The following is a 26,793-nucleotide window of genomic DNA, read 5'->3' on the forward strand; positions in this document are numbered from 1 at the left end:
AGCGGTGGACGCGCTACTGGAGTACCTACCCGACACGTCGAAAGGTACTACAGCAGAGATCGGTCTCCGCGTCGCGAACAGACCCGTGTCTCCTCAGTCAGAACTTCTTCACCGTCGCGTTGGCGGCCTGTCGTTCACGCCATCACCGGCCCGGGTGCGAGATGCCGTCGGGACGGGCACGTCGGGATCACGTCTGGAAGCAGGAGAGCGTCGGTGCCTTCGTCGCGCCATGCCGATCCACAAGTACCTGGCTCCGAAGGTCGTACCCGGCCGTCTCGATATGATCGGCGTCTGTCAGGTCGACGGTGACTCGCGAATCAGGATGTGACCTGCTCAGCCGCCGGATCAGTGGGTGCATTAGCCGTTGAGTCTCCGCGGTGAGGCACCCGGTGACCAGGAGCTGGATCCCGGATTCGGCGGCGCCCCATCGGAGAGCAACAGAGAGTTTGTGGTTCATAGCAGCAGCCTTTTACGCACTCGAAGAGGCGGCACCCTACTGAACCGTGCACCCGACCCTACGGGAGGACCGGGAAGATGACCAACTGACCGGGGATGGAGAGCCTGATGACACGGACAGTTCTACCTCGTCTGGGCCGATCAGTCCGTGCAGGATCCCGTCATGATTTCTTGCCTGGAGCACCAGTCGCGCGTGAGCCGCCTGCTGGTCGAGGCGTTCGGCAGCGATGAGATCATCGATGTTCGTCAGCGTCGCTACCTCTCCGAGCCGCTCGGGCCCGATGTCCGCCTCTGCGGGCCGTGCAGCGTCGAGGCAGCCGCTCGGCTGACCGTTGTCTCCCTCCAACGTGCGTGCGGGACCAGAGCGACTGGCTCGCGGTGGTGATCGCCGTCAGGAGGGGGGGGGTAGGCCGGCCTGCTCGAGTACCTCGGTGGCGACGTCGGTGAGTCGTCGACTCGAGGAGCGGGCCTGGAAGCGCAGCTGATCCAGCGCCTGGGCGGGGGTGATCCCTTCCATCTGGGCAAGGGCGCCCTTTGCCTGTTCGACGATGATCCTGCTGTTCAGTGCGCCTTGCAGCTGCTCGGTGAGGGCTTCGACGCGGGTGAGGTTGCGTTCTTGAAGGATGGAGATCGTGGCGATGTCGGCCAGGGCCTGCACGATCCGACTCTCGTCGTCGGTGAAGTTCGTCTGCGGCCGGCCGAACAGGTTCAAAGCACCGATCACGGAATCTCGCAGACGCATCGGGAAGGCGTGCACGGACTCGAAGCCGGCGTCGATCGCTCGGGGGGCGAATCGTGGCCACTTCTCGCTGGCCGTCGCGAGGTCCGCGTTCACCACCGGTTCTGCACTGAAGTAGCAGTCGACGCAGGGACCTTCCTCCGCCTCAAGCTGGAAGAGTTCGAGCAGCTTCCCGGCGTCGTTGGAGGCCGCGATGAACTGCAGGCGACCGTGGTGATCAGCCAGCATGGGGCCGACGGCATCGGCTCCGCTGACCGCGGCCGCGTGCTGGGCCAGGGTGTGCAGGAAGTCGATGGTGTCGAAATCCTCGACCATGGTATCGGTGACGTCCACGAGCACGTCGGCCAGCTTCTCCATGGAGATCATGAGAGTCCCTCGTTCCTTTCGTCGGGATCATCCGCAGGGGCGCCGGGAGTGTCGTGCGCAACGTCGTTCAGTGCTAAACCAGCGTGAACGATGTCGGCAGCGACGTCGATCAGGTCACGCCCCGCGGTGAAGGCGTGCCCTCGTATCCGAGCGAGAGCCTCGGTCAGCGTGACCCTGAGCCTGACGGCGATGATGCCCTGCGCCTGGTAAACCTCGTCGCGGACATGCAGGGGCCACCCGAGAGACGGATCGATCTCCGGTACGGTGCCGATCTCCTGGCCAGCAGGAGGGCCGCTGGCGTCGATCAATCTCTGCGTGGCGAGTTCTGCCATGCTCAGGCAGGTGTTCAGGTCCGACTCGGTCAGTCCACGGGCCTCATCGTGGTAGATGGCGAGCACCCCGACGCGGGCGGCTCCCATCTGCAGGGGAAAGGCATAGGCGGCACGCACTCCCGCGGCGACCGCGGTCATCGTGTAGCCGGGCCAGGCGTTGCCGTCCGGACCGTCCAGCTCGGAGACGAGGACCGGGCGTCGACGCGTCCAGGCCTGCTGCGCGGGGCCTTCGCCGACATCGAACTCGGTCTCGGCGTGACGCGCATGCGATGGGGTGTTCGCGGCGAGGACTGCGGAACTCTCGCCGGGCGCTCCGAGCACCACGGTGACCACGGCGACGTCGATCTCGTCGGCAAGAGCCCCGCATAGTCGGTTCAGCCACTCCACTACCCCATGGCCGTCCGCATCGGGACGCTGTTCTATCAGCCCGGCCAATCTCCGGGACGCCGACTCTCCCTCCACGGGATCGGGACCCGAGGGGCCCGGGGTATCTGCCAGCATTGCGTCAGCCTATCCGCCTTACCCAGCTGAATGCCGGGGGGCAGGTGTCGTGCTGGGGTGTGCCAGGAAGGCTTGCGCGAGTCTTTGAAGGTCGGTCATCGAAGAGTCATCGTGGGTGCCGCCTTGCAGGGGGCGCACTGTCCTCTCTCGCACAGCGTGCGTGAGGACCAAGGCCAACATGGCGCGGGCGGCGAAGGCGGGGTCGATGCCGTCGCGGAGCCAGCCACGATCGGCAAGACGGCTGAAGCAGTGCTCGAGGACGTGTTCGTGCACTTTGCGTAGCCGGGCCATGCGATACCGGGCCGGGTGCTGGGTGCTGACGGATTCGGCATCGAGCGTTGCGAGGAGCTGCAGGGACCCGAAGGTGGGGTCCCATACCCGGGCCAGCCCCTCCAGCAGCGCGCCGGGGTCGCAGCAGAACTCGTCCATGCGCTCCAGCGCCTGCTGCGCGTGCGCCTCCAGACGGTCGACGACTGCATCGAGCAGGTCAGCCTTGGAGGCGAAATGGTGCAGCAATCCCGGGTGAGAGATGCCCACATGCCGCGAGAGCGCACGCAGGCTCGTCCCGGAGTAGCCATGATCAGCGAACATCTCGGCCGCTCCATCGACGATTCTCTCGCGACGCGTGCGAGCTTCGTGTCCCGGGGGAGCCGCCTCGGCGGGAGCCAGCCCGGGCTGCCGGGGGATGGCCCGGAGCCAGCTCTCGCTCTCGAGGTTCGGTGACAAAAGCTGCGGGGAGGGGGCCTGCATCGTCATCGTGTTCCTCCCGTGACGAGATCGCTGGCCTTCGCACAGGCCGGCAGGATGCCTGGTAGGAGGAACTGGATCCGGTCGCGCTCACGATCTGGGTCGTCATGATCGATCGATGCGCGTAGATGGACGAGCGCTGTCGAGTCGATGTGGTCCGCGGTGGTGAGGTCGACAGTGACGGGAGTGACCGGCCCCAGCATGCGCGCCCTGCGGATGAGGGGGAAGAGTTCCTGCTGGGTGTCCTCGGTGAGACAACCGGTCACGACCAGCTCGATAGCACCGCGGTCGATGGTCGCGCGAACGGTGACGGAAAATGAGTGAGGCATGGGAAGGCTCTCGCATCCACGAAGTGTCGGAGCCGTTTCCTCGACCAGCACACAGGATACCAGAGTGGGCACCAGGGCCAATAGTGAAGACCTGTGCAGCGCTACCCTGGCCAGTGAGAGGCAGGTCACTATAGCCTTGCCCGTAGCCGAAACCACGATGAGGCCTACACGGAAGGAGCAGGGTCATGAGCACATCCGCCAACCCGGAGCCGTCGGAAGAGAACATCGAGCAGGCCGGCAAGGAGCTCGGCGACAGCGATGAGGCGTCGTCGCAGCAGCGAGACGGTACAGAACGCGCACAGCAGAGCGTCGAGGAGTCCGCGGGTCGCGCCGCGGAGCAGCTGGCGGTTGCTCGTGAACGCGGCGATGACGCGGTCGCTCGCGTCAAGGAGTTCGCCACCGACGAGGCGGGTCGGCCGAAGGCCAGTGTGCTGTCCGGTTCGGGGGCCGTCGTCGTGGCGATCGCAGCGACGGTCGTCGTTGTCGTCGTCCTTCAGCGACGACGGGCCGCCGCGTCGCAGACCCCTCTGGCGCGCGCACAGCGGACGCTGGAACAAGCCCGGCGCACAGCCGGTGCCTCTTCCCGGTCTCGCCGGCGAGGACGAAAGAAGTAGCACTCATGCGGTGGGTGGCTGTGACTGACCGTGGCCGCTTATCCCCGGTTCGGACCGGTGCGCAGCTCACCACTGGTCACGAGATGATCGGCCACCTTCGCCAGCTGGGTGTTGGTCCGGTTGCTGGCCTCGGTCAACAGGAAGAACGCCTGCTGCGGGGTGATCTTGTAGCGCTCCATGAGGATGCCTTTGGCCTGACCGATGGCGTCGCGGCTGGCGATGGCCTCTTCGAGCTGGGCGTTGCGTCGCGAATCCGCGAACGCCACGGCCGCATGCGCCGCCACCAGCAGGCCCACGTGCTCGGACTCATCGTCGAAGACATGGGGGCGTCGGGAGAACAGGTTCAGCGCTCCGAGGTTCTCGTCCTCGACGAACAGCTGGAAGGCCAGCATGCCGCGCACGTCGGTCTCGGCCATGGCCCGCCGCACGAACGCCGGCCACCGTTGCTCGGTCTCCAGGTCGGGGATCCGAACCGTCGTGTGCTCGTAGACAGCAGACAGACACGGCCCCTCGCCCTCTTCCGTCTGGATCGCGTCGACTCTGCTGGGCAGCTCACTGGTGGGAACCTGCGCGGTGACCGTCTTTCGCCCCAGCACGATGCTGATCGACCCTTCCTCGACCCCCGGGATCATCTCCACTGCCGAGCGAACCATCGCCTCCAACGTGTCTTCTGGATCCTGCTGCTGCAGCTCACGCGCCAGATCAGCCAGCGCAATAGCCAGTTCGTCCTGACCAGACCACTGACCCTCATTGTGTGTCGACCGTTGCTCGTGGCCGGCCTCGCTCCGAGCCTGCATGTCACTTTCCTCCTCCTGCTCGCTGACCAGGACGTCATTGTTTCCCGGCGCCCCTGAGCGGTGCTGCCATGATATGACACAAGCCTTCGTTACGGCCGCGCGGGGCCAGGCCAGGGCGCGACCCCGCCTCCAGCTGCCTCGTCCCGAGCTCTTGTCCTCCGGTTGCGCTGCCTCTTGCCCCCACGCGGGGCCCGACAGGCACCCCGAGTACAGTCAGCGCCATGCACTGCCCGGGCGCAGTGACTTGAGACGACGAACGAGGAACGCTATCGCAGCGGGACCCAGCACACGCATCGCCAAGGTCGCCCTCGGGTGGGTGCTGGTCGTGTTCGGGCTGACGGCGCTGGTCCTTCCCGGCCCGGGCCTGCTGGCGCTGTTCGCCGGCATGGTCCTGCTGTCCCAGCAGTACCAGTGGGCCAGGCGCCGAGTGCAGCCGCTCAAGCGCGCCGCGTTCAAGTCCGCCGCCAACAGCGTGCAGACGACGCCACGGATCCTGGCGAGCCTGCTCGGCATCAGCGCGCTGATCGGGGCAGGGATCGTGTGGGGCGTCCGCCCGGCCGCACCGAACTGGTGGCCCCTGCCCCAGGGCTGGTGGCTCCTGGGAGGGTGGGGCACCGGCGCGACACTCATCTTCTCCGGCCTCGTCGCGCTGGCGATTCTGGTCTACAGCTACCGCAGGTTCCGCAATGCCTCCGACCCCGAGGCGGAAGCGACCGGGGCCGACGATGACCAGTGCACGTGAGAACGCAGCTCAGCCTGCGCTGGAATGAGTCACGTCCTCACGGACCATCCCAGGGCCTCGAAGACCTCAACGCTCGCCCGCACCTGCCTGCGCCCGCCGCCGACGTCGGCTCAGAGCCTCTACCAGACCCGGGATGCTTCAAGCGCGGAACGTCTCTGACACGGTACATCAGGGCTCAGAAGACGGGCTGGCCGCCGGTCACCCCGAGCACCGCTCCGGACACGTAGCTCGCTTCGGCTGGGCTGGCCAGGAACACGAAGGCGGGTGCGCACTCGGCGGGCTGGCCGGCGCGTCCCAGCGGCGTATTGCCGCCGAAGGCCACGTAATCCTCGCTGGTGCGGGTCGCCCCGTTCAGCGGTGTCCAGATCGGCCCGGGGGGCGACGGCGTTGACGCAGATGCCTTTCGGGCCCAGGTCCGAGGCGAGGTTGACCGTGACGTTGTTGATGGCGGACTTCGTGGCCGCTTAGTCCATCAGGATCACCGATGGGTCGTAGGACTGGATCGAGGAGCAGTTGATGGACGAGGATCCGGGGCGGAGATGCTCCAGGGCTTCCTGGCTGATCCAGAATATCGCCTCCAGGTTCGTGGTCAGCGTGCGGTGCAGTCACTGCGGGTCGATGCCTGCCAGGCCCTGAGGCTCGGCTCGCCCCCACTGGAAGGCGGCGTGGTTGACCAACACGTCGAGTCGCCCGAAGGTCTCGACCGTTCGTCGCACCAGCGAGCGGGTGTGCTGCTGGTCCTGGATGTCGCCGGGTAGCAACATGGGGTCGCGACCCGCTTCCTCGCCCCACGATGCGGTCTCCTCGGCGTCGAGCTGCTCTTCGGGCAGGTAGGAGATCGCGACGTCGGCCCCCTCTCGGGCATAGGCGATGGCGACAGCCCGCCTGGCTCCGTCGGTCTCAACCGACAGCAGATGTCGGTGAGTCTCGGCACCACTCCGTTTACTCCCTGTGGTGTTGTCGATCAGTTTCGACACCACCCGTGAGGACTTCGATCCAGGTGGCGGATGGCGCCGGTGACGCTCAGCGACGGTTCTGTTTTGTGGGGTCGTTGAGTGCGTCGCGAATTGCTGAGAGCGCGCTCATCAAGTCGGCCTGCTGCTTTGGCGTGAGAGCGCTCGTGGTGCGGCGTTCGAGTTCGTGCCATGCTGCCTGCGCGCGCGGGACGGCGGCGCGTCCCTTCCGGGAGAGTTGAACGATCATGGCGCGCTTGTCAGACGGGGACGAGGCCCGGGTGACGAGCCCGGCTCGCTCCATCGCCTGGAGCGTGGCCGTGACGGTGGAGCGATCGCGGCCCATGTAGTGGACGAGGTCCGTCTGGGGTAAGGGGCCGTGGGCGTCGAGGTATAGCAGCACGATCTCGTGCGGCGACGCGACTCCTGCTTCGTTGAGGAGCTCGGTGCCTACCCGTGCGTGGGCACGGATGACCTGAAGAAGCAGCGACCCGATAGGGGCGCCTTCGATGCTGGTGCCGACGTGCGGTCGGGTCTCCGTCGTGGGGTCGTCCGGCAAGCCAGTCACAAGTCACAGGATAGCGGGATTGTTGGCAGGCCAGCAATTTGCTATTCTGTTGGCATGCCAACAACCCCTGCGGTCGCCGGACGCCTGGACCGAGACCTTTGGCGTCTCATGGGTGTGTTGCTAGTTGGCGCGTCCGTCGCACTGCTGGACACGACGATCGTGGCCATCGCGATCGACGACCTGACTCAGGCATTCGGCACGACGGTCCAGACGGCGCAGTGGACTACTACCGGCTACCTGCTCGCGATGGCAGCGGCGATCCCGATGATGGGCTGGCTGACCGACCGCTGGGGTGCCCGGCAAGTCTGGCTGGCGACGCTGACTCTGTTCCTGCTCGGCTCGCTGCTGTGCGGGCTCGCCTGGTCCATCGAGAGCCTGATTGCCGCTCGGGTGGTGCAGGGCCTAGGGGGTGGCCTCATCCTTCCCATGGTCCAGGCCGTCCTTGCCGGTGCTGCCGGACCGCAACGGATGGGCAGGGTCATGGGGACGATCGGCATCCCCGGGCAGCTCGCGCCGATCCTCGGCCCCGTGCTGGGTGGATTGATCCTCGGCTCCCTCGGCTGGCGGTGGATCTTCTGGATCAACATCCCCATCTGCCTGCTCGCGATCGTGTTGGCGCACCGTCACCTGCACGTGAGAGACCATCGAGGTCCGGCAGGGCTGGAGTGGACCGGTGCATTGCTGATGATCCCGGCGATCGTCACGATCTTGGCCGGCTTGTCGATGATCGAGGGGGTGTCGAGCGCGTCTGCGGGTCCGGCGGGACTGCTGGTCGTCGGGGTGGTGCTGCTCGCGGGCTTCGTCCTGCACGCCAAGAGCCGCGGCGACCGAGCGATCATCGATCTCAAACTGTTGGGGTTTCGGTCGTTCCGCGTCGCCGCCCTGCTGATGCTGCTGTCTGGAGCTTGCCTGTACGGCCCGATGCTGCTCCTGCCTCTATTCTACCAACAGGCCCGCGGCATCCCGGTCTCCGAGGTCGGACTGCTGCTGGCTCCCCAAGGTCTCGGGCTGATGGCCGGGCTCTGGGTGGCGGGACGATCAGCAGATCGCATCGGCCCACGAGTCGTGGCACTCGCCGGGACGATCCTGGCCGCTGCTGGCGTCACCGTGTTTGTCATCGCAAGCGACGCATCCCTGTTCGTGCTCTCCGTCGGGTTGGTGTCGTTGGGGGCCGGGCTCGGTGCGGTCGGGGTTGCGGTCTCGGCGACGAGCTACCGCGATGTCCAGCCCACGGCAATACCTCGGGCAACGAGCCTGCTCAACATCGTCCAGCGTGTCGGCGCATCCTTCGGCACAGTCGTCGTGGCGAGCATCCTCCACCAGCAGCTCGCCTCGCTCGACGCAACGGCCGGACAGCGCGCCGTGTACGAAGCGTTCGCCTTCACCTTCGCCTGGACACTAGGCCTCCTTGCCATCGTGCTCTTCCTGGTGTTCTTCCTACCCAACACACCACCAACGCCGCCCTCCATTGACCGCACGACACCCGAATCGAGGACCGCCACATGCGAGCAGTAGTCGCCGACCACCCCGGAGCCCCACAGGTGCTGCACCCGGTCACCCTGCTGGACCCCGATCCCGACGCCGGGCAAGTTCGTGTGAACGTCGAGGTCGCCGCGATCACCTTCGTCGACACCCTGATCCGTGCAGGCAGTCCGGTTGCGCCGCCTGTGACGTTTCCCGTCATCCTCGGCAACGGCGTCGGCGGCACCGTCGACCAGGTCGGCCCAGACGTGGACCCCACATGCATCGGCACCCGTGTCGTCACCACCACAGGAGGCAGCTGTGGCTACGCCAGCCTCGCCATCGCGTCCACGCACGATCTGCACCGGGTGCCCGACAGGCTGAGTCTGCGTGAGGCGACCGCATTGCTTGCCGACGGCCGCACCGCCGTGGGTCTGCACCAGGCCGCCAGTATCGAGTCGGACGAGACCGTGGTCGTGACCGCCGCGGCCGGCGGCGTGGGGAGCATCCTCGTCCAACTCGCCAAGTCCTCCGGCGCGCGCGTGATCGCCCTCGCAGGAAGCCGCACCAAGCTTGACCACGCTCGTGCCCTCGGCGCTGACGTGACCGTGAACTACCGCGACGCGGACTGGCCCACCCGCATCCAGGAATCTGCCGGCGACGGAGTCAGGGTCGCCTTCGATGGCGTCGGTGCGGACACCACCAACGCCCTGTTTCCCCTCGTCCGACGAGGAGGCCGCTACCTGTCCCACGGCGCGGCCGGAGGGAGCTGGGGCACGATCGACGAGAACGCAGCAGCCGCACGCGGAGTCACGCTAATCGGCCTCTCAGCCATCGGGGCGACGGGCATGTTCGACCTCACCGAACGCGCGCTCGACCTCGCCGCCCACGGCGTCATCCGCCCGACCGTCGGACAGACCTTCCCCCTCGACCAGGCTGCCGACGCTCACGCCGCCATCGAACACCGCCACACGATCGGAAAGACGCTCCTTCTCCCATGACAACAACGACCACGAAGACGACCTCCGACGCCTCGTCCCAGACGGCAGCCGTGCTCCGAATGCTCGTGATCACCGCCAGCACGCGACCCCAGCGATTCGGCCACCAGGTTGCCGATTGGCTCCTTAAGCACGTCGAGGCACACCCGGTCTTCACCACTCATCACATTGACCTCACCGAACTCGACATCCCCGCGCACATCGGAACCAGCACGCAACTCAGGGATGCCGCCGCTGAGATCGAGGCCGCCGACGGGATCGTGATCGTCACCCCCGAGTACAACCACAGCTACCCCGGCACCCTGAAGAACTTCATTGACCACTTCCACACCGAGTGGGCCGGCAGGCCCATCGGGTTCGTCGGCTACGGCGGCGTATCTGGGGGCCTGCGTTCCATCGAACACCTACGCCTGGTCTTTGCCGAACTCCGCGCCGCGACGTTGCGGGAGACAGTCAGTTTCCACAACCCCCACGGCGCATTCGCTGAGACTGGCCTTCCACCTCACCCGGTAGCGGCCAGCGACGCGGCCGAGCGCCTTCTCAACGAAATGACGTGGTGGGCTACTGCGCTAGCAAACGCAAGAGCAGCGCGGCCCTACCCCCACCAGTAAATCGGCCAACCGCTGGGAGTCGTGATGGACGTAGCTGCCACGGTGAAGGACCGAAGATGACCGGTCGACGTGTTGACCTCTACGCCGCGATCCGCCGCGACGCGAGGACCGGCATGTCCAACCGTGCTCTTCAGCGCAAGCACGGCGTCGGGTACCGCACGGTCTCGGCCGCATTTGCGTCGGCGTGGCCTGAGCCGCGCAAGCCGCTCCCGAAGCGGGGCTCGCGTCTGGACCCGTACAAGGGGATCATCGACGGATGGCTGCGCGACGATCTGGACGCCCCGCGCAAGCAGCGCCACACGGCCAAGAGGATCTTTGACCGACTCTTGGACGAGCACCACGCCAGCGAGACTGTGTCGTATGGCATGGTCCGGGACTACGTCGCGACCCGCCGCCGTGAGATCCGCATCGAGGCCGGACGCGAGCCGGCGGACGCGTACGTCCCTCAGGAGCATCTTCCCGGCCGCGAGGCAGAGGTCGACTTCGGCGATGTGACCATCCGACTGCGCGGGCAACTCGTCACGTGCACGATGTTCTGCCTTCGGCTCTCCTACTCCGGCAAGGCCGTCCACCGGATCAGTGCCTCGGCCGGGCAGGAGGCCTTCTTCGAAGGCCACGCGCACGCTTTCAACGTGCTGGGCGGCGTACCGACCGGCAAAATCCGCTACGACAACCTCAAGGCCGCCGTCGCATCAGTCGTCGGCTTCTCCCGCCAGCGCGCCGAGACCGACCGATGGACCGCATTCCGGTCCCACTACGGCATCGAGGCCTTCTACTGCCAGCCCGGCATCCAAGGCGCTCACGAGAAGGGCGGCGTCGAGGGCCAGATCGGATGGTTCCGCCGCAACCACCTCGTCCCCATCCCCGAGGTTGACTCGATCACCGTGCTGAACGCGATGGTCGACACCTGGGACATCGAGGACGAACAACGCCGCATCGGCACCCGTGCCCACACCGTCGCCGAACACTTCGCCACCGAGCAACCCCTCCTGCAGTCCCTCCCCGACGAGGCATTCGAGACCGGCCGCTGGTTCACCCCGCGCGTCGACCGCTACGCCCAGATCACAGTCCGGATGAACACCTACTCCGTCCCCGTGAAGTACGTCGGACGCCAGGTCCGGGTCCTGCTTCACGCCAGCGACCTGGTCGTGTTCGACGGCAAGGCCGAGATCGCACGCCACGAACGGCTGATGACCAAGGGCGGCACAGGTGTCGATCTCGACCACTACCTCGAAGTCCTGCTCCGCAAGCCCGGTGCACTGCCCGGCGCGACCGCGCTGGAACAAGCGCGGGCCGCGGGCCGGTTCACTCCAGTCCACGACACCTGGTGGGCCGCAGCCTGTAAGGCGCACGGTGATGCCGAGGGAACGCGCGCGCTGATCGAGGTGCTGATGCTGCACCGTCATCTGCGACACGATCAGGTCGTCGCAGGCCTTGCCGCGGCGCTGCAAGCTGGCGCGCTCACCGCCGACGCCGTCGCACTTGAAGCACGCAAACACGACGACTCGACGGAAGACGCCGTCATCGAGATCAGCGGCGAGCCTTTGGCGTCGCAGGAGGCCCCCGCAGTCAGGTCGCTGACCGAGCACCGGCTCCGTGCCCACCTACCCGCTGACGATCGTCCGCTACCGACCGTGGACCAGTACGACCAGCTGCTGCCCAGCCGCCGCGAGAACCCGAACGAAGGAGCCGCACCGTGACCACCAAGCGCCGTGGAATGACCGAGGAAGCAGCCGACGCCGCGATCGACCAGGCGTGCAGGATGCTGAGGATGCCCACCATCCGCAACTCCTTCACCGAGTACGCCGACCGGGCCAGCCGGGAGCAGATGTCCTACCGCGGGTTCCTCGCCGAACTACTGCTCGCCGAGTGCGACGACCGCGCCCGACGCCGGTCCGAGCGCCGGGTCAAGGCGGCCAAGTTCCCCCGCGAGAAGTCGCTACGAGCTTTCGACTTCGACGCCAATCCCAACATCGACCCCGCCGTGATCCACACGCTCGCGAAGTGCGATTGGGTCCAGAAGGGACAGCCGCTCTGCCTGATCGGGGACTCCGGCACCGGCAAGTCTCATCTGCTCATCGCACTCGGCACCGAGGCCGCCATGGCCGGTTACCGGGTGAAGTACACCCTGGCCACCCAGCTCGCCAACGAGCTCGTCGAGGCCGCCGACGAGATGACGCTGGCGAAGACCATCGCCCGCTACGGCCGCGTCGACCTGCTGTGCATCGACGAACTCGGCTACATGCAACTCGACCGCCGCGGCGCGGAACTGCTCTTCCAGGTCCTCACCGAGCGCGAGGAGAAGGCCTCGGTCGCGATCGCCTCGAACGAGTCCTTCGGCGGCTGGACCAAGACCTTCACCGATCCTCGGCTATGTGCCGCCATCGTCGACCGGCTCACCTTCGGCGGCACCATCCTCGAGACCGGCACCGACTCGTACCGCCTGGCCCAAGCCACCAAGCAGCGGACGACCTGACTGGCTGCCCAAGCGCGGGACGTGGTGTCGACCCAAACCTATATCACCAGCACGAATCCGCCCCAGCGGTGTCAGAACTCACCGACAAGCGGTGTCGGACGAGACCGGCGAAGCCAGCCCGCCCGATCCCTGAATCGCCGCCGGTGATCAGGGCTGCCAGACCGTCGAGCCGGCTGTGGCCCACATAGGTGTGCTCACCGTGGTCGGGCTCGGGGTCCATCGGCGCCGTCAGACCGGGCGGTTGCTGGTCCTGGGCCGGGAAGGATGCCTCTCCGTCTCGGGTGGATCTCTCGCGGGCGCGGCCGCTACCCGGGGCCCAGGTCACCTGGTGATCAACCTCGACCAGGCAGGGGCCGGGGAGCGGGCTTCGAGCGCATCGATCTGCGCGACGCCGGCCAGGTGCTCGATGAGCTCACGGGCATCGACGAACAGACACCCGACGGTTTCGACGCGGTCGTCCACCTCAGCGCGATCCCGGCCCCTGGCCTCGCGACCAACACCGCGACGTTCCAGAACAATCTCATCAGCACGTACAACGTGTTCACCGCCGCGATCAAGGCCAGCATCACGAACATCGTCACGGCCTCGAGCGAAACAGTCCTCGGACTGCCGTTCGACACCCCGCCGCCCTATATCCCGGTCGACGAGGAGTACGCGGCGCGTCCCGAGTCGACGTACTCCCTCTCCAAGCACCTCGAGGAGCAGATGGCGATCGAGCTCACGCGCTGGCATCCCGGGCTGAAGATTATCGCGCTGCGCTTCTCGAACGTGATGGACGAGGCGGACTACGAGACGTTCGGCTCGTTCGACGCCGATGCGACGCTGCGCAAGTGGAACCTGTGGGGCTATACCGACGGCCGCGACGGGGCTGAGGCCGAGCGGCTCGCGCTCGCGCACCGGGCCACGGGCTTCGACCTCTTCATCGTCCCCGCTGCCGACACAGTCATGTCCCGCGACAACACCGAGCTCGTCGCCGAGTGCATCTCCGGGCGTCCCAGTCAATGGCGACATAGGGGCAACGGCCCCCTGCTGTCAATCGAGAAGGCGCGCACCGTTTTGGGCTTCGACCAGCAGCACAGCTGGCGCTGAGCGGCCACGCGAGGGTCGACGAGCTAGGTGGCGGAGGTACCCACTTGGTGCTGTGGCTCTACCGTCTGGTCTTCGACAAGGAGTCGATGGCGAGCTGCGTTCGGCTGAACAGTGCTGACGACTGGCTGCACGTCGTACCCGGCGTGAGCATGATCGGACCATTTTTCCTTCTCACGTAGGTGGCCGCTGCGCAGACCGGCGTCCGCCGCCGGTCGATCGTCGCTGACTCTCGTTTTCCCCAGGTAGATTCCCTGCCCGCAAGTGGGCGTGCTATCAACTCCTCGTCTACGATGTCCTGCTTGAACGACGAGGTCCAGCCTGCATAAGGTTCCGCCATGGTTGCTGACCGGTACGTGGAGTCCTACCGCGAGCTGAGCCGCGCGGTGCACGATGCGGGGCTAATACGTCGCCGCTACGGGTTCTACTGGACCCGGATCATCGGCTGGGTGCTGGCTCTGGCGGCGCTGGTGGTCGGCGTGGTCCTGCTGGGCGAGTCCTGGTTCCAGCTGCTTCTGGCCGTGACGATCGGGCTGGTGATGGCGCAGCTCGGTTTCCTGTCCCACGAGGCCGCGCATCGCGAGGTTTTCGCGTCCCGGGCCGCGAACGAGTGGGCCTCCCGACTGATCTCCGGCCTGCTCATGGGCGTCGGCTATCACTGGTGGATGGTCAAGCACAACACCCATCACGCGCATCCGAATCAGGAGGGCGAGGACCCGGACATCGCCTCCAACACGTTGGCCTTCACCCCCGACGCCAGTGATCAGCGCACCGGTCTGCGCTCCGCGCTGGCCGCGCGGCAGGGATACTTCTTCGTCCCCCTGCTGTTCCTTGAGGGCCTGAACCTGCACGTCGCCTCGCTGAGGTCGCTCCTCACTGCCGAGGATGTCCAGCACCGCGTCGTCGAGTTCACGCTGATCATCACCCGGTTCGCCGCGTACCTGACGCTGCTGTTCCTTGTTCTGCCCTGGGGTATGGCGCTCGCCTTCCTCGGGGTGCAGATCGGCTCCTTCGGGCTCTTCCTGGGCGGCGCGTTCGCGCTGAACCACATCGGCATGCCCACTGTCCCCGCCGGACTCCATCTCGACTTCCTGAACCGGCAGGTGCGGATGTCGCGCAACATCACGGACGGCCTCCTCGTGCGCTTCCTCATGGGCGGTCTGCACTACCAGATCGAGCACCATCTCTTCCCGGCCGCGCCCCGGCCCGCCCTCCCGGCACTGCAGACTTACGTGCGCGACTACTGCGCCCGACTCGACATCCCGTACACGCAGCGATCGTTGACCGACGCCTCGACCACGGTGGTGTCCTATCTCAACCAGGTCGGCCTCAAGCACCGCGACCCGTACGTCTGCCCACTCGTGCGGCGCTACCGCGGGTGACGCGAAGCCCGTAACAGGCGCAAGACATCATGCAAACGCTGAACACACCGAGAGAAGCTCCCCGATGAAAATCACCGTTCACTCTGCCATGTGCGTCGCATCCGGCAACTGCAGCCGAGTTGCTCCGGATGTCTTCCAGAACCGCGAGGAGAACGGCGGATTCGTCGAACTTCGGGATTCGAACCCGCCAGAGTCTGAATGGGACGCGGCCCGGGAGGCAGAGTATCTCTGCCCATCAGGGACGATCCAGATCGAGAACCAGCCGATCCCGCCGCGGCAGTGAGGTGACGTACCAGATCGGACGCAATCCCGACACCGACAAGACCGGCAACCGGAGCCGTAACTATATGCATGAGGCCCTCTTATCTTGTTCCCGCACTCGTCTCAGGCACTTCCACGGCTCCCTCAGGATGCTCACCCCAATAGAGTTCGAGACGCTCCACTACGAGGCCCTCACCCGAGAGCCCAAACCGGCAACGTAGCGGCAGGGGACCTGGCCCGGTACAGCCTGAGGACGAAGCTCTCAACGCACGAAAGCGCCCCCACCTCCCAGGAGGGGAGGGTGGGGGCGCTTTTCGTGTCCGGTCGTGTCGATGCTGCGTGCTACCCCATGACCGGACTGTTCTGCCGGAGGCAGATGCCCCATCCCGCCGTAGAAGGATGGGGCGTCCCTTCCCAGGGGTCGCCTCGCCATGGGGTTTCAAGGACACCGCGAAGCGACCGGGACAGACTACAAGCGAATGCCGCTGCACCACCGAACAAACGGTTGGTCGCGGATGACGAACCGCTCCAGATCCTGCGATACGGCCAGATCGGGGGCGGTCGAGTCGCTGCTGGAGGGTTCCCGCCCTCGACTTGGGGGAAGGGAGGCCGGGAACCCGCGGCGATTCTAGCTGTTGCGGCGGCACCGCATCTACTGGGGCTGGCGCGGCACTGAACACGTCATCGCCAAGACCACCGCCTGACGATCCCGCAGCGGGGTGGTCGCGCGGAGCGTGTCGGTGACGAGTGGGACGCGGGGTGATCTGCTCATGTACGGCCGCCCTGGGCCGCTTCCGCGAGGGTTTCGACCGCGAGATTGCCCAGGGCATTGCCAGCCAGGGGGCTGTCACCGGTGACTACGAGGCGGTCGCGGTGCACTGCCCCGGTCATGGCGTTGTTGACCACGGTCACACCGCGCTCGCGCAGCCGCTCGGAGAGCAGCCAGGTCATCGGGCCGGGCAGGTAGCCGATGTCGACGTTGGCGCCGGAGTCGAGCGCGTCGGGGAAGGCGCAGATGCTGTATCCGGCGAACCGTGAGTTCCCGTTGTCATCCTTGGCGGCCAACAGCGCGGCCGGGCCGTGGCACAGAGTGATCATCACGCGGTCATTCTTGAGGAACCACGCGACGGTCTCGCCGATCATTGGATCATCGGCCATGTTGATCATGGCGCCGTGCCCGCCGGGGATGAACACCGCAGCGTAGTCGCTGCCGTCACCGAGGTCGTTCTCGAGCACGTCGGAGAGCTTCCTGGGGCTCTCGGTCTGCGGCAGCAGTCGCTCGTAGGCGTCCGTGACGGCCTCGTCCTCGGCAGGGAAGGCCCACAACTCGTACTTCATCAGATTGCCGATGCGGTCGCGACCTCGATCTCGTAGCCAGCGGCCTGCAGGTGCAGCACCGGCAACAGCGTCTCGACTGGGTGGTTGCCTGTGGAGAAGAAGCGGTCGCCTCCTACCCGCAGGTATCGCTCATCGGCTCCGATCAGCAGTACCTTGCGCCGAGCGGCGGTGGTCTCCGGGTGGTCGGCCCCGTTGAAGTCAGTGCGGGGCGGCACGTATTCACCCAGCGAGTAGGGGGAGGGGAAGAATGCATTGTGCCCGGCCTGATCGGGTGTGGGCTCTTTTGAGGCTCATCGCAGTTGAGGGGGTAGTCGCGGGGCGTGGGGTGGGCGCGTCATTGCCGGGATAGACGTCGAGGTCTCCCGATGATGGAAGTTCTGACGCTCGCCATCTGGAAGACCTCGACATGCTCAACGCTACCTTTGACGACCCCGATCTGACGACCTTCACGCGCCTGGCGGAGCTTGGCCTGGTCGCCGTGGGGCAGCGGATCACGGCCTCACGGGCGGTGCTCGAGTGCCGGCTCGCTGAGGAGGATCCGTGGTGCCGCGCCTGCGGGGCACGAGCGACCTCGCGGGGCTCGATCACCCGGTCCCTCGCTCACGAGCCGTTCGGTCACCGGCCCACCACGCTGCTGCTGCGGATCCGCCGGTACCGGTGTGATCACTGCGGGAACCGGTGGCGCGAGGACACCACCGCTGCGGCACCCGAGCGGGCGAAACTCTCTCGCGGCGGGATGCGCTGGGCGCTGGAAGCCCTGGTCGTCGATCACCTCACGATCGCGCGGATCGCCGCCGGGCTCGGGGTGGCCTGGCACACCGCCAACGACGCCGTCCTGGCCGAGGGCCAGCGGCTGCTGATCGATGACCCGACCCGCTTCGACGCCGTCCGCGTGATCGGGGTCGACGAGCACGTCTGGCGTCATACCCGGCGCGGCGACAAGTACGTCACCGTGATCATCGATCTCACCCCCGCCAGGGACAAGACCGGGCCGGCCAGGCTCCTGGACATGATCCCCGGCCGCTCCAAAGCCGCGTTCAAGGCCTGGCTCCAGGCGCGCCCCGAAGAGTGGAAGGACCGGATCGAGGTGGTCGCGATGGACGGTTTCACCGGCTTCAAGACCGCGACCGGCGAGGCGCTCCCGGGCGCGGTCGCGGTCATGGATCCCTTCCACGTCGTCCGCCTCGCCGGGGACGCGCTGGATGACTGCCGGCGACGCGTCCAGCAGCAGCTCCACCAGCGCCGAGGCCGCAAGCACGACCCCCTCTACAAGTCCCGCCGCACCCTCCACACCGGCACCAAGCTGCTCACCGATCGCCAATGCGAGCGCCTCAGCGCGCTGTTCGAGCGCGAGAAGCACGTCGCGGTCGAGGTGACCTGGGAGATCTACCAGGCCATGGTCGCCGCCTATCGAGAGCCCGACCGAGCGAAGGCCAGAGTGATGATGGAGAAGTTGATCGGGGCGCTTGGCAAGAAGGTCCCCGACGCCCTGCCCGAGCTGGCCAAGCTCGGCCGAACCCTGACGAAAAGGGCCGCGGACGTGCTGGCGTTCTTCGATCGGCCCGGCACCAGCAACGGCCCGACCGAGGCCATCAACGGCCGACTCGAACACCTCCGCGGCTCCGCCCTCGGGTTCCGCAACCTCACCCACTACATCGCCCGCGGCCTCCTCGAAGCAGGAGGCTTCAGACCCCTGCTACACCCTCAAATGCGATGAGCCGGGAACACCTCCACCGCGCCACCGAACCCGCCTCGCAGATCGCCCCCGAGGACGTGCCGGAGTGCCACGGCTGGCCGATGCGCGCCGCCCCGGGGGCCTGGATCTGCCGGATCGACGGCACCGTCACCAGGACGGACCGGGCCGCATGAGCCCGCGCACGCAGCCGCAGCGAGACGCCAGTGCCTCGAGTTACTGGAAGCTGCGCTGCATCGGCGCTGTCGTCGCGATCCGCCGCAGCGAGCTCGAACTGGACCAGGCCGATCTCGCCGCACGCCTCGGCGTTCCGACCGCTACCGTCGTCGCCATCGAGGCGGGCAGGTACGACCCCAGACTGGCCCTCATCCCGCGCCTGGAGACCGCCCTGGCGATGACCCCCGGATCGATCGGCGGCGACCCCTGTCCATCGGCGTCCAGGCCACGACAAGTGGGGTCGCGATGAGCGTGATCCTGTCCGATGCGTTCGCCGCCTACCAGCGCATGCGCGAGGACTTCGAGCTGCACCGGCGCGCCACCTTCACCCGCGCGCACGCGGAGCTGCGCGGTGAGCTGCTGGGCGCCCGCGGCCGCGCCGCACGCATCGACCCGTACTCCCTGTTCATGGGTCCGCAGAACCGGGTAGAGGCCTACGCCTCCGACGAGCTGCAGCGGTGGTTCGCCCAGCACGGCCGACCCACCGTCGAACAGTTCGAGGCCCAGTGGTGGTCCAGCCACGCCGACCAGTCGGCCGGGGCCGCCGTGGCACCTTTGCGCGACATCGCCTGACAGGCACGCATGGGATCCTCGGCCAGTGAACGAGTGCCCTGATGACCCCTACTCCATCCACTTCGCCGGCGAGAAGCTGGAGCAGGAGGTCAGCTCGGCGCTGATCGACTACCGGCTGACCCTGGCAGGCGCCCCGCCCGTCGACTCCACGCCCTGGCACCGAGACACCTCGATGGACCGCTACTCGGTGCGCGTTCGTGCCGGCGACGACGAGATCACGCTGTCGGTCGACGACTGGGGTGACCGCCTCGGGGAGGTGCGGCCGTTCCTACGCGAATGGATCCGCCAGCGCGTCCACCTCGAGCGGGCCAAGCTGAAGTCCAGCTCCCGTCGGCGTGACCCGTACTGGACCGACCAATGGCGCCGAGCGCATCCCTGGGGTGGCTGATCCTCGGGCAGCGAAGTATCTGCTTGGGGCGCGTGAAGAGCCCCGCCACGACCGGGGGTGAGCGGCCGGCGGGGCCCTGATGGGAGGCGGATGGGGCCAGTCCCTCCCGGACGACGGGCCGAGTCTCTACGGTCCGTCGAGACCCGAGGTCGAGGAATGGTCACGCGAAGTCGGATCCCTTATACACCTGGAGGTGGGCGGCGCGTCGCTCCCGCGGGACGAGAGCGGCACGCCCGCCGGCGAGGACTGAAAGAGACATTCCATGACTACGCTGCCCGAGAGTTCTCGACGCCCGAGCGGGGTGGTGGGCATGCCTCGACGGGCAGGTCCTCCTCAGGTCCTGGGATCAGGAAGACATCACGAGTCGCCCGACCACACGAACTCCGAAGGTGAGCCCGTCAAGCGGCACCCTCTCATCGACCCCGTGGAACAGGCGCACGTAGTCGAGGTCGTGAGGTAGTCGGAGTGCCTTGAATCCAAAGCAACGGATGTCAAGATCAGCGAATGCTTTTGCATCTGTCCCGCCCGGATTGCAATAGCTTGAGGTGGATGACCCTGGGTCCTCCGCCAGGATCGCGGCTTGCATCGCCTCGACGAGCTTGCCCTCGAATGGTGTTTCCATCGCGACGTCACGGTGTACGAACTCCCGGGTGACGCCCTCCGGCAGGAGACTGTCGATCTCTTCGAGAAATGCCTCCTCCTGGCCGGGGAGGAATCGACCGTCGATGGCGGCAGTGGCCCGGCCGGGGATCACGTTGATCTGATATCCGGCCTCGGTCATCGTGGGATTCGCGGAGTTCCGGACAATGACGTCCAGGAGCTCATGGCCCTTCGGTCCGAGCCTATGCAACGATCCTCCGACGTCCTCGGGATCGAACTCCATTCCTCTGAGCCTCGAGTACTCGTCCGCCAAGCCCCAGACGGAGTCGACGAGATGGTACGAGAAGCGGTGGTGCCCGATTGTGCTGATTGCGTCCGCGATGCGCGTCACGGCATTTTCCGCGTTCGGCGATGACCCGTGTCCGGCCCGGCCTGTCGCGGTCAGCCGGAGCCATGCCTGACCGCGCTGCGCATTCTCTATGGGGTAGAGGCGTCGGTCGGTGTCGATGGGGAACGAGAATCCGCCGCCCTCGCCGATCGCCTCGGTGACGCCGTCGAAGATGTCCGGCCTGTGTTGCACGAGGTATTTGGAGCCATGGCTCCCGCCGCCCTCTTCGTCGGCGATGAAGAGGAAAACGAGATCACGCGGGGGTTTCACCCCTGTGCGGCCCAGGTGGCGAGCCACGGCCAAGTACACGGCGACGGTGTCCTTCATGTCGATCGCGCCGCGACCCCAGAGGAAGCCGTCGTCGATGACGCCGCCGAAAGGAGGGTGGGTCCATTCCGAAGCATCGGCGGGAACGACATCCAGATGCGCGTGCAGCAGCAGGGCGCCCCGCGATGGGTCCGCTCCTGCGACCCTGGAGACCACGCTCGCTCGGCCGGGGAGGGACTCCATCAGCTCGGCATCGAGCCCGGCGTCTTCGAGCTGGTCCTTGACCCACCGGGCTGCCTCGAGCTCGTTGCTCGTCGGGTTGGAGGTGTCGAAGCGGACCAGCGTTCTGCAGAGGTCCACCACCTCGTCCTGAGCGATCTCCAGCGCCGCAGGGAGTGCGGCGAGCTCAGCGTTCTGATTCACGGTTCCATCAACCATTGCGCGACTCCTTGCTCGTCGTGGTCGGAGCGTCATCGTTAGCGTCCTCGGTGGTTGCGGACTGATGTTCAGGCCTCATGTTCACCGCTCCCGTGCTTGTGATGAGGCCGGCTCGGGATGCGATGAGGTAAAGGAGCATCGCGGTCACGAGCGAGTTGATCACCGGGATACCCAAGGCGAAATACTGGGTGACCCAGCCGACGCCGAAAGCAAGCAGCCACACTACGAGGGTTCCGGGCACCCATCCAGCGATGGTTCTTGGCAGAGTTTCGCTCGCTCGTGTCTCATCGAGTGCCTTGGTCTGTCTCCGGACGATGTAGTACTCGGCGACGATGATCCCTCCGATCGGAGGGATCGCGACGCCGAGAAGGCTGAGGAAGCTTGTGAAGTAGTCGAGGAACCCGATTGCGGAGAGGAGTGTGCCGAGGATCCCGAAGGCGATGGTGACGGCTCCGCGATGGATCCGGACGCCGAAGACGGTCTCGGCGAAGTTGACGATTCCGAGAGACCCCGAGTACAGATTGTTGTCGTTGATCTTCATGGTCGCCAGTACGATGATGATCAGTCCGACGGCGCCGCTGGTGCCCAGAACGATGCTGGTGACGTCCGAGGTTCCGACGAGGTGACCGAGGAGCACGCCGGTGAGACCGACGAGGTACTCCGAGATCACCAGCGACGTTCCGGACTGCACGGCCACGTGCCATCCCTTGCTGTTGAATCGGGTCATGTCGGGAGCGATGATGGCGCCGGTCATGAAGCCGCCGGCGATGATCGTCGCAGCAGAGGCGATGGTCAGTTCATTCTCAGGCGGGGGAATTGCGATCAGCTCGGCCAGCGAGTGCTGGGACAGGGTGGTGATGACCGTGTATGCGATCAGGCCGAAGAATAGGGGGACGGCGATCCGGGAGATCCACAGCATTCCCTTGAACCCGTAGATGACCAGGGCTGTCAGGACGACGCCCGAGATCACGCACCACATCCAGACGGGGCCACCGACCAGTTCGTTCATCGAGGTTCCGAAGATGCCGTTCTGCACTCCGAACCAACCGATCAAGCTGATCGCGATGACGAGGGACACCAGTGCGCTGCCATTGCGGCCGAAGCCGGTGAAACGGGTGAGCATGACCATGGAGAGACCTTCGCGCTGGCCGGCGAAGCCTACGAAGAAGATCACGATCTCGAGCAGCACGGCGCCAAGGGTGAAGGCGGCCGCTGCTTGCCAGAATCCCAAGCTGAGCCCGATCGCGGCCCCGAGCATGAACTGGCTGAGCGATCCGGAGTTCCCGACCCACTGCAGAAGCACGGAGACGAAACCGTACCGTTCCGAACGTGGCACGCGGGAGAGAGCGAAGTCGTCGTGTCCGACTGTTGCCATGGTCAGTGCACCTCCAGGGTGTCGCGCACGGTGGTCTGATGAGTGAGGCCCGGGGTCTGCAGATGGGCGTGCGAACCGTAGAGGGCGACGACGCGTTCGAACTCTTCGGCGTCGTGCAGGGAGGCGGAACCGTTTCCGAACTCCTTGGCGACCTCCACGGCGAACCGCGCTGCCAGGGCGATATCGCTCTCGTGGCTCGCCCCGGAGGCACTGCCGGGCACCAATGCTGCCGAGGTGATCGCTAGCCCCACGACCGGGGCGTCGGTTGCGGTCGCTGGTTGCAGGATCGAGTTGATGTGGCGCAGCCCATTGCCGTAAGGAGTGATGTCCTGCGTGGTGAGAGGGAAGGTGACCGCTGCCGCCCCGGTGACGACTTCCTGGATGCGCAGAAGATCATCGGGGATCGGGAGGATGTAGCCCTGGCGAACGGGAGGGGATAGCGCGATCCCGCGATGGTTGATCAGTCGATTCCCTTTGGTGGTGTCGATCGAGATGACGGCATCCATCTCGGGCCGTACCTCGTGTCGGTTCATGGTTGCGATATCCACAGGGGAGTCCATGAAGGGGACGGGGTGGTGCGGGAGCGTGGGCGCATCGGGGCAGACGTGGGTGGAGATGATGACATCTCCGTCGAGCCTGTCGCCATGTCGCCACATGCGGAGCAGGTAGGCGGCGGCGGACAGCGCGGCGGCCGCACCGTCACCGTCGGAGACGAACCCGACCACGTCCGGGCGTGCGCCGATTCCTCCCAACCGGCCGATGATCCCAAGTGTCGGGGCGACGCCGCCGGCGATGCGGCCATTGCGCCCAGGAACGGTCACGGTGACGAAGTCGGTTCGGCCGCGATCTCCCGCCACCCGGCGCGTCTCCACTGCGGGACGCTCGGCGCTCTCCGACAATGCGTCTGCACCGAGAATGCTTTCGAGCAGGGTGACCACGTGCGGACCGTCGGCGATTGGGGAATCGAGGACGTCAAGGACCTCGAGGACATGGCGAAGCATGCTGGGACTCCAGTACTGATGGTTGGATCGCCGCATGGCGTACAAGGCGCTGCGACTCTGCATCGCCCGACGGGCGGGCGGACGGGAACCCGTGAACTCTGCCGCGGCGTCGTGGCGCAGCAGAGGTCTACAGGGGAGCCTCCAGTGGATCGCACGGTCCGACTCCGTTGACTTTTCACCAGTGTTCGACCGCGTAGGATCAGCCGCAAACGTTTCCCGTTATATGCATTGGGCCCTCGAAGGCTGAGGGTTCTGCGGTGACAGTGCCGATACTGTCGGCCTTTCCCGAGGAGGACCCATGCCGGACGTTCCGGAGCGCCCTGGCTGCGCGGACGCGACGACTCCGCCGGGGCTTCTGCAAACGGTCGACCGCGCGTTGCAGGTCCTGCTGGCAACAGACCGGGACCATGAGGGTTGGAGCGTCTCGGAGGTGTCGCGTGAGTTCGGATTCTCGACATCCATCGCTCACCGCCTCCTCGCGACATTGGCCCATCGCGGCTTCCTGACCGCCGATACGGCGACGCGCAGATACCGGATCGGGCCGTCGGCGATGACCGTGGGCCGCATCTGGTCAGGCTCGCAGTCGCTGCGTCTGCTCGTGCAGCCGGTGCTGAGAATCCTCGCTGACACCACCAGCCTGGCCGCGATCTTCGCGGTACCGGATGCCTTCCACATGCGGGCGATCGCCGCTGAGACCGGAGCGCAGGGCCCATTGCGGAAGTACCCTCTCGTCGGCGAACTCTTTCCTGCGCATGCGGGCGCCACGAGCAAGGCGTACTACGCCAACCTTCCCGACGTGGAGCGTCGTCGGATCTTCGCCGAGCGCCCGATGGCACGCTTCACGCGCGCGACAACGGTCGACCCCGCGGTTCTGGAGCATCAGTTCGAGCAGGTCCGACGACGGGGGTACGCCGTGAGCTCCGGCGAGTACGACGTAGGTGTCTCGACGGTCGCGATGGCCATCAGGGTGAGCGACATGCCGTTCGCGAGCCTGAGCCTCGGGGGCCACGAGGACCACTTCGGGGATGTTCCGTCTCTGGTCCATGTTCTCGACGATGCTCGTCGCGAGATCGAGCTGAAGCTGGGTGGCCGCTCCCGATGAGGCTGCTCGAACGAGTCCACGTTTCTGAGTGGGGTCTCGGTGTTCCGGTTCCACTACTCGTGGTTGCGATTGATCCAGCGGGACAGCTGGTAGGTTGCGAACCGCTCGGCCTATGACCCATGGTTGGCCGAGGCCGGGGTCACCCGGTCGAGTTCGTCGAGCGCTGCGCTGGTCGAGCAGTGCCCCCGCTCGGCCAGCGACTGCATATGGTCGCTGCGGTCGGCGAGCCGCCTTGCATACGTGCGGACGTTGGTGTCGGTGGGCATCTCGGCCTCGACCCCGTCGACGAACGCCTGCCGGGCAGCGATGTGGTTGAAGTCGTCGGCCCGGGTCCGGGAACTCTCCAGGCTCCTGTCGGCGTACAGGGTCGGGGCGGCGACCATCGAGGTGTCGCCCATCCGACCCCGGAAGACCCGGCCCAGACTCTCGCTCCCGAACGTCCCGGGGACGGCCGCGTTGGCGAAGGCGACCGGGCCCCGCGGGTCGTTCCACGCTTGCTCATGCATCGCCTCGTGCGAGCTCATCCCGTCGGTGCGGTACTGCCAGGACAGGCGCGGCTCATCGGTGTCGTAGCTGACCTCCGCGTCCGGGTAACGCTCACGCAACACTTGGTCAAGCACCACGGACGCCCGCTGAGCCTTGCGCTCGTCCTCGTCGGAGGTCGCTGCGGAGAACGGGTCGATGTCCTCGGTCCCCGTGATCTCCCCATCCGGGACGTACACGCCGGCCTCGACGACCGTCTCCCCGGACTCGGCGTCGTACCAGGTGGTGAAATCCGACGGGAAGCCCTCGAGTCCGAGGTCCACTGTCTCGGCGTCGTCGCGGCCCTCGAGCACGGGGGTCTGGAACCCGGGGGAGTGGGGCAGGGAGTCGAGGACCTGCTGGTCGGTGGCGACGTGGATCTCCGCGTCGGTGCGGCCGGTGGGTGCGAACTGGCCGCCGTTGCCGGACATGCCGACCTCGTTCCTGCGCTTGCTCGGCATGGTCAGGATCCCTTCTCGGTGCAGCGGTAGGTGAAGGCGTGGTCGGTGCGATCCGACATCGCATCCAGGTCCCGGTCCTCACGGACGTTCGGCGCGAGATCGGAGACGATGGCGTCGTCGCGGTCGGAGAACATCCACGCCGCGTACTCGTCCCCGTTTTGGACGGACGGGTCCTCGCTCCAGTCCATCGCCTCCCCGTCGGCGTCCCAGAACACCGGGTGTCCCGACAGCAGCGCGGAGTCGTCGATGTCGTCATCGGGCGGGAAGGATACGTAGGCGGCGCCGCGCCGGGCGCCCAGGGCGCGCAGTCCGTCGATGGCCTCCTGCGTCTCCTCCTGCGCCGCGTCGCGGTAGATCACGTACGCCGCCCGGGCGCGGGCCTGCGCCGCAGTCTGACGCGGGGCGCGGGTCCGCTCGGCGTAGGCATCCACGGCGGTCTTGGCCTGCCGGATCGCCGTCTCGGTCTTGGCACCCTCCCAGATCCCCTGCTCCGCCGTGTCGTCGCACGGGTTCACGAGCGGGTGATCGAAGATGGCCTGGTCGATGGAGGCGGCATCCTCGCTCTCGGACGTGACCGAGAGGCTGTAGACCACGTCGTCCCACGGCTGGAGATCGTGCCCAATGTCTTCGACATGGGCGTCGGCGTCCGGGTAGTGCCGGTTGATCTGCTGGCAGAGCACGTCGGGGTCGATCCCGGCCTCCTCGAAGTCGTCCGTGATAACCCTGCCCTGTGCGTCGATGCGGACCGTCCCGTCCCCCTGACGAGTGGCCTGCAGGCCGGACAAGTCGTAGAAGTGGCACACCTTGACGACGCTCTCGGGCAGGTCGACCGTCTCCGGCGGAGCCTCGTCGGACACCTCGACATGGGCCTCGCTGCGCCGTACGGCAGCGAACTCGCCCCGGTTGCCCTGCTCACCCGTATCCCGCTTACGCACCTTCACCGCCGTGCTCCCGGTCTGCATGCCACGCTCCTCGTCCTCGTCGTCTCGTACTGGAGAAGTGGGCGGAGCCG

29 protein-coding genes and 3 pseudogenes are annotated in these 26,793 nt (G+C 66.6%); 17 read left to right on the forward strand and 15 right to left on the reverse strand.

Going from position 1 to position 26,793, the window contains the following annotated elements; all coding sequences use genetic code 11:
* Positions 1-847: 847 nt before the first annotated feature.
* The 4 genes from BH708_RS02425 to BH708_RS02440 are packed head-to-tail and all read right to left on the reverse strand — an operon-like array spanning position 848 to position 3,542.
* Positions 848-1,561, reverse strand: a complete 714-nt coding sequence (locus BH708_RS02425) for a GAF and ANTAR domain-containing protein (protein WP_076806333.1) — start codon at positions 1,559-1,561, stop codon at positions 848-850.
* Entirely contained in the window at positions 1,558-2,394 is an 837-nt protein-coding gene (locus tag BH708_RS02430) for a GAF and ANTAR domain-containing protein (protein ID WP_083713218.1), read from the reverse strand. Before BH708_RS02430 ends, BH708_RS02425 begins: the two co-directional genes overlap by 4 nt.
* A gap of 18 nt (positions 2,395-2,412) precedes the next feature.
* Positions 2,413-3,150 (reverse strand): TetR/AcrR family transcriptional regulator, encoded by a 738-nt coding sequence (locus BH708_RS02435; RefSeq protein ID WP_076806336.1) that lies wholly within the window; start codon positions 3,148-3,150, stop codon positions 2,413-2,415.
* Entirely contained in the window at positions 3,147-3,542 is a 396-nt protein-coding gene (locus tag BH708_RS02440; RefSeq protein WP_172805728.1) for a hypothetical protein, read from the reverse strand. Before BH708_RS02440 ends, BH708_RS02435 begins: the two co-directional genes overlap by 4 nt.
* Before the next feature lie 113 nt (positions 3,543-3,655).
* Between BH708_RS02440 and BH708_RS02445 the strand changes: the two genes are divergently transcribed.
* On the forward strand, positions 3,656-4,084 hold the full coding sequence (locus tag BH708_RS02445) for a hypothetical protein (RefSeq protein ID WP_076806341.1): 429 nt from the start codon (positions 3,656-3,658) through the stop codon (positions 4,082-4,084).
* 38 nt (positions 4,085-4,122) lie between these two features.
* Here the strand turns inward: BH708_RS02445 and BH708_RS02450 are convergent, their stop codons facing one another.
* Positions 4,123-4,881, reverse strand: a complete 759-nt coding sequence (locus BH708_RS02450) for a GAF and ANTAR domain-containing protein (protein ID WP_253705441.1) — start codon at positions 4,879-4,881, stop codon at positions 4,123-4,125.
* A 73-nt stretch (positions 4,882-4,954) separates the two neighbouring features.
* On the opposite strand from BH708_RS02450, the gene BH708_RS20490 reads away from it, so the two are divergent.
* Entirely contained in the window at positions 4,955-5,623 is a 669-nt protein-coding gene (locus BH708_RS20490) for a PGPGW domain-containing protein (RefSeq protein ID WP_083713220.1), read from the forward strand.
* 175 nt (positions 5,624-5,798) lie between these two features.
* Here BH708_RS20490 and BH708_RS02460 read toward each other — a convergent pair.
* Together BH708_RS02460 and BH708_RS02465 are read right to left on the reverse strand one after the other, a co-directional pair.
* A pseudogene (locus BH708_RS02460) lies at positions 5,799-6,603 on the reverse strand (SDR family oxidoreductase).
* 43 nt (positions 6,604-6,646) lie between these two features.
* A complete protein-coding gene (locus tag BH708_RS02465; protein WP_083713221.1) occupies positions 6,647-7,144 on the reverse strand; it encodes a MarR family winged helix-turn-helix transcriptional regulator in 498 nt (165 codons plus the stop codon).
* Between the two features lie 54 nt (positions 7,145-7,198).
* Here BH708_RS02465 and BH708_RS02470 point away from each other — a divergent pair, with 54 nt between their 5' ends.
* Genes BH708_RS02470 through istB form a run of 5 tightly spaced genes read left to right on the forward strand, consistent with a single transcriptional unit; the run spans position 7,199 to position 12,690 of the window.
* Positions 7,199-8,659: a DHA2 family efflux MFS transporter permease subunit gene (locus tag BH708_RS02470; RefSeq protein WP_076806343.1), complete on the forward strand. Its 1,461-nt coding sequence runs from the start codon at positions 7,199-7,201 to the stop codon at positions 8,657-8,659.
* A gap of 26 nt (positions 8,660-8,685) precedes the next feature.
* A complete protein-coding gene (locus BH708_RS02475) occupies positions 8,686-9,606 on the forward strand; it encodes a zinc-binding dehydrogenase (protein ID WP_216639493.1) in 921 nt (306 codons plus the stop codon).
* Positions 9,603-10,214, forward strand: coding sequence for an NADPH-dependent FMN reductase (locus BH708_RS02480; RefSeq protein ID WP_076806347.1), 612 nt, complete (start codon positions 9,603-9,605; stop codon positions 10,212-10,214). The genes BH708_RS02475 and BH708_RS02480 overlap by 4 nt, the downstream gene beginning before the upstream one ends.
* Positions 10,215-10,270: 56 nt before the next feature.
* The gene (gene istA / locus BH708_RS02485; RefSeq protein WP_076806349.1) at positions 10,271-11,914 is read left to right on the forward strand and encodes an IS21 family transposase; all 1,644 of its coding nucleotides are present in this window, start codon (positions 10,271-10,273) and stop codon (positions 11,912-11,914) included.
* A 17-nt stretch (positions 11,915-11,931) separates the two neighbouring features.
* Positions 11,932-12,690, forward strand: coding sequence for an IS21-like element helper ATPase IstB (gene istB / locus BH708_RS02490; protein ID WP_216639522.1), 759 nt, complete (start codon positions 11,932-11,934; stop codon positions 12,688-12,690).
* Positions 12,691-12,805: 115 nt separating this feature from the next.
* Here the strand turns inward: istB and BH708_RS20210 are convergent.
* Positions 12,806-13,015: pseudogene (locus tag BH708_RS20210) on the reverse strand (hypothetical protein); the annotation flags it as partial.
* Between BH708_RS20210 and BH708_RS02500 the strand changes: the two are divergent.
* The 4 genes and pseudogenes from BH708_RS02500 to BH708_RS02510 all read left to right on the forward strand — a co-directional run bounded on the left by BH708_RS02500 (position 12,941) and on the right by BH708_RS02510 (position 15,441).
* Positions 12,941-13,779, forward strand: a pseudogene (locus BH708_RS02500) (NAD-dependent epimerase/dehydratase family protein). The pseudogenes BH708_RS20210 and BH708_RS02500 sit on opposite strands and share 75 nt — an antisense overlap.
* Positions 13,776-13,958 (forward strand): DUF4383 domain-containing protein, encoded by a 183-nt coding sequence (locus BH708_RS20595; RefSeq protein ID WP_371330003.1) that lies wholly within the window; start codon positions 13,776-13,778, stop codon positions 13,956-13,958. The pseudogene BH708_RS02500 and the gene BH708_RS20595 overlap by 4 nt, the downstream one beginning before the upstream one ends.
* Positions 13,959-14,114: 156 nt before the next feature.
* Complete coding sequence (locus tag BH708_RS02505; RefSeq protein ID WP_076806353.1) at positions 14,115-15,158, forward strand: acyl-CoA desaturase; 1,044 nt, start codon at positions 14,115-14,117, stop codon at positions 15,156-15,158.
* 64 nt (positions 15,159-15,222) lie between these two features.
* Positions 15,223-15,441 carry a ferredoxin gene (locus tag BH708_RS02510; RefSeq protein ID WP_076806354.1) on the forward strand — a complete coding sequence of 73 codons (219 nt, stop codon included), beginning with the start codon at positions 15,223-15,225 and terminating at the stop codon, positions 15,439-15,441.
* Between the two features lie 746 nt (positions 15,442-16,187).
* Here the strand turns inward: BH708_RS02510 and BH708_RS02520 are convergent.
* Together BH708_RS02520 and BH708_RS20215 are read right to left on the reverse strand one after the other, a co-directional pair.
* Complete coding sequence (locus tag BH708_RS02520) at positions 16,188-16,757, reverse strand: DJ-1/PfpI family protein (RefSeq protein ID WP_253705443.1); 570 nt, start codon at positions 16,755-16,757, stop codon at positions 16,188-16,190.
* On the reverse strand, positions 16,757-16,972 hold the full coding sequence (locus tag BH708_RS20215; protein ID WP_253705444.1) for a hypothetical protein: 216 nt from the start codon (positions 16,970-16,972) through the stop codon (positions 16,757-16,759). The genes BH708_RS02520 and BH708_RS20215 overlap by 1 nt, the downstream gene beginning before the upstream one ends.
* Before the next feature lie 191 nt (positions 16,973-17,163).
* Between BH708_RS20215 and BH708_RS02525 the strand changes: the two genes are divergently transcribed.
* Genes BH708_RS02525 through BH708_RS02540 form a run of 5 tightly spaced genes read left to right on the forward strand, consistent with a single transcriptional unit; the run spans position 17,164 to position 19,627 of the window.
* Positions 17,164-18,474, forward strand: coding sequence for an ISL3 family transposase (locus BH708_RS02525; RefSeq protein WP_076806357.1), 1,311 nt, complete (start codon positions 17,164-17,166; stop codon positions 18,472-18,474).
* Positions 18,471-18,626 carry a hypothetical protein gene (locus BH708_RS19685; RefSeq protein ID WP_157235673.1) on the forward strand — a complete coding sequence of 52 codons (156 nt, stop codon included), beginning with the start codon at positions 18,471-18,473 and terminating at the stop codon, positions 18,624-18,626. Before BH708_RS02525 ends, BH708_RS19685 begins: the two co-directional genes overlap by 4 nt.
* Positions 18,623-18,916 (forward strand): helix-turn-helix transcriptional regulator, encoded by a 294-nt coding sequence (locus BH708_RS02530; protein ID WP_076806359.1) that lies wholly within the window; start codon positions 18,623-18,625, stop codon positions 18,914-18,916. The genes BH708_RS19685 and BH708_RS02530 overlap by 4 nt, the downstream gene beginning before the upstream one ends.
* Complete coding sequence (locus BH708_RS02535) at positions 18,913-19,239, forward strand: hypothetical protein (RefSeq protein ID WP_076806360.1); 327 nt, start codon at positions 18,913-18,915, stop codon at positions 19,237-19,239. Before BH708_RS02530 ends, BH708_RS02535 begins: the two co-directional genes overlap by 4 nt.
* Positions 19,240-19,264: 25 nt before the next feature.
* Complete coding sequence (locus tag BH708_RS02540; RefSeq protein WP_076806362.1) at positions 19,265-19,627, forward strand: hypothetical protein; 363 nt, start codon at positions 19,265-19,267, stop codon at positions 19,625-19,627.
* A 346-nt stretch (positions 19,628-19,973) separates the two neighbouring features.
* Here the strand turns inward: BH708_RS02540 and BH708_RS02545 are convergent, their stop codons facing one another.
* From BH708_RS02545 to BH708_RS02555, 3 genes are read right to left on the reverse strand one after another with little or no spacing between them, the layout of a single operon-like run.
* Positions 19,974-21,320 (reverse strand): M20/M25/M40 family metallo-hydrolase, encoded by a 1,347-nt coding sequence (locus tag BH708_RS02545; protein WP_076806363.1) that lies wholly within the window; start codon positions 21,318-21,320, stop codon positions 19,974-19,976.
* Positions 21,313-22,695 carry a cytosine permease gene (locus BH708_RS02550; protein WP_076806365.1) on the reverse strand — a complete coding sequence of 461 codons (1,383 nt, stop codon included), beginning with the start codon at positions 22,693-22,695 and terminating at the stop codon, positions 21,313-21,315. The genes BH708_RS02545 and BH708_RS02550 overlap by 8 nt, the downstream gene beginning before the upstream one ends.
* A gap of 2 nt (positions 22,696-22,697) precedes the next feature.
* A complete protein-coding gene (locus BH708_RS02555; RefSeq protein WP_076806366.1) occupies positions 22,698-23,696 on the reverse strand; it encodes a DUF1177 domain-containing protein in 999 nt (332 codons plus the stop codon).
* A 298-nt stretch (positions 23,697-23,994) separates the two neighbouring features.
* Between BH708_RS02555 and BH708_RS02560 the strand changes: the two genes are divergently transcribed.
* Complete coding sequence (locus BH708_RS02560) at positions 23,995-24,798, forward strand: IclR family transcriptional regulator (RefSeq protein ID WP_076806368.1); 804 nt, start codon at positions 23,995-23,997, stop codon at positions 24,796-24,798.
* A 110-nt stretch (positions 24,799-24,908) separates the two neighbouring features.
* Here BH708_RS02560 and BH708_RS02565 read toward each other — a convergent pair whose 3' ends face one another.
* A complete protein-coding gene (locus BH708_RS02565) occupies positions 24,909-25,781 on the reverse strand; it encodes a hypothetical protein (protein ID WP_076806370.1) in 873 nt (290 codons plus the stop codon).
* A gap of 2 nt (positions 25,782-25,783) precedes the next feature.
* A complete protein-coding gene (locus BH708_RS02570; protein ID WP_076806372.1) occupies positions 25,784-26,743 on the reverse strand; it encodes a hypothetical protein in 960 nt (319 codons plus the stop codon).
* Between the last annotated feature and the right edge of the window lie 50 nt (positions 26,744-26,793).

The sequence above is a fragment of the Brachybacterium sp. P6-10-X1 genome, assembly GCF_001969445.1.
Taxonomy (GTDB): Bacteria; Actinomycetota; Actinomycetes; order Actinomycetales; family Dermabacteraceae; genus Brachybacterium.

Coding starts and splice junctions, on each gene's coding strand:
- BH708_RS02425 (WP_076806333.1), bottom strand. CDS start 1,561: ATGATCTCCATGGAGAAGCTGGCCGACGTGCTCGTGGACGTCACCGAT.
- BH708_RS02430 (WP_083713218.1), bottom strand. CDS start 2,394: ATGCTGGCAGATACCCCGGGCCCCTCGGGTCCCGATCCCGTGGAGGGA.
- BH708_RS02435 (WP_076806336.1), bottom strand. CDS start 3,150: ATGACGATGCAGGCCCCCTCCCCGCAGCTTTTGTCACCGAACCTCGAG.
- BH708_RS02445 (WP_076806341.1), top strand. CDS start 3,656: ATGAGCACATCCGCCAACCCGGAGCCGTCGGAAGAGAACATCGAGCAG.
- BH708_RS02450 (WP_253705441.1), bottom strand. CDS start 4,881: ATGCAGGCTCGGAGCGAGGCCGGCCACGAGCAACGGTCGACACACAAT.
- BH708_RS20490 (WP_083713220.1), top strand. CDS start 4,955: ATGACACAAGCCTTCGTTACGGCCGCGCGGGGCCAGGCCAGGGCGCGA.
- BH708_RS02470 (WP_076806343.1), top strand. CDS start 7,199: ATGCCAACAACCCCTGCGGTCGCCGGACGCCTGGACCGAGACCTTTGG.
- BH708_RS02480 (WP_076806347.1), top strand. CDS start 9,603: ATGACAACAACGACCACGAAGACGACCTCCGACGCCTCGTCCCAGACG.
- istA (WP_076806349.1), top strand. CDS start 10,271: ATGACCGGTCGACGTGTTGACCTCTACGCCGCGATCCGCCGCGACGCG.
- istB (WP_216639522.1), top strand. CDS start 11,932: ATGACCGAGGAAGCAGCCGACGCCGCGATCGACCAGGCGTGCAGGATG.
- BH708_RS02505 (WP_076806353.1), top strand. CDS start 14,115: ATGGTTGCTGACCGGTACGTGGAGTCCTACCGCGAGCTGAGCCGCGCG.
- BH708_RS02510 (WP_076806354.1), top strand. CDS start 15,223: ATGAAAATCACCGTTCACTCTGCCATGTGCGTCGCATCCGGCAACTGC.
- BH708_RS02520 (WP_253705443.1), bottom strand. CDS start 16,757: ATGAAGTACGAGTTGTGGGCCTTCCCTGCCGAGGACGAGGCCGTCACG.
- BH708_RS02525 (WP_076806357.1), top strand. CDS start 17,164: ATGCTCAACGCTACCTTTGACGACCCCGATCTGACGACCTTCACGCGC.
- BH708_RS19685 (WP_157235673.1), top strand. CDS start 18,471: ATGAGCCGGGAACACCTCCACCGCGCCACCGAACCCGCCTCGCAGATC.
- BH708_RS02530 (WP_076806359.1), top strand. CDS start 18,623: ATGAGCCCGCGCACGCAGCCGCAGCGAGACGCCAGTGCCTCGAGTTAC.
- BH708_RS02535 (WP_076806360.1), top strand. CDS start 18,913: ATGAGCGTGATCCTGTCCGATGCGTTCGCCGCCTACCAGCGCATGCGC.
- BH708_RS02545 (WP_076806363.1), bottom strand. CDS start 21,320: ATGGTTGATGGAACCGTGAATCAGAACGCTGAGCTCGCCGCACTCCCT.
- BH708_RS02550 (WP_076806365.1), bottom strand. CDS start 22,695: ATGGCAACAGTCGGACACGACGACTTCGCTCTCTCCCGCGTGCCACGT.
- BH708_RS02555 (WP_076806366.1), bottom strand. CDS start 23,696: ATGCTTCGCCATGTCCTCGAGGTCCTTGACGTCCTCGATTCCCCAATC.
- BH708_RS02560 (WP_076806368.1), top strand. CDS start 23,995: ATGCCGGACGTTCCGGAGCGCCCTGGCTGCGCGGACGCGACGACTCCG.
- BH708_RS02565 (WP_076806370.1), bottom strand. CDS start 25,781: ATGCCGAGCAAGCGCAGGAACGAGGTCGGCATGTCCGGCAACGGCGGC.
- BH708_RS02570 (WP_076806372.1), bottom strand. CDS start 26,743: ATGCAGACCGGGAGCACGGCGGTGAAGGTGCGTAAGCGGGATACGGGT.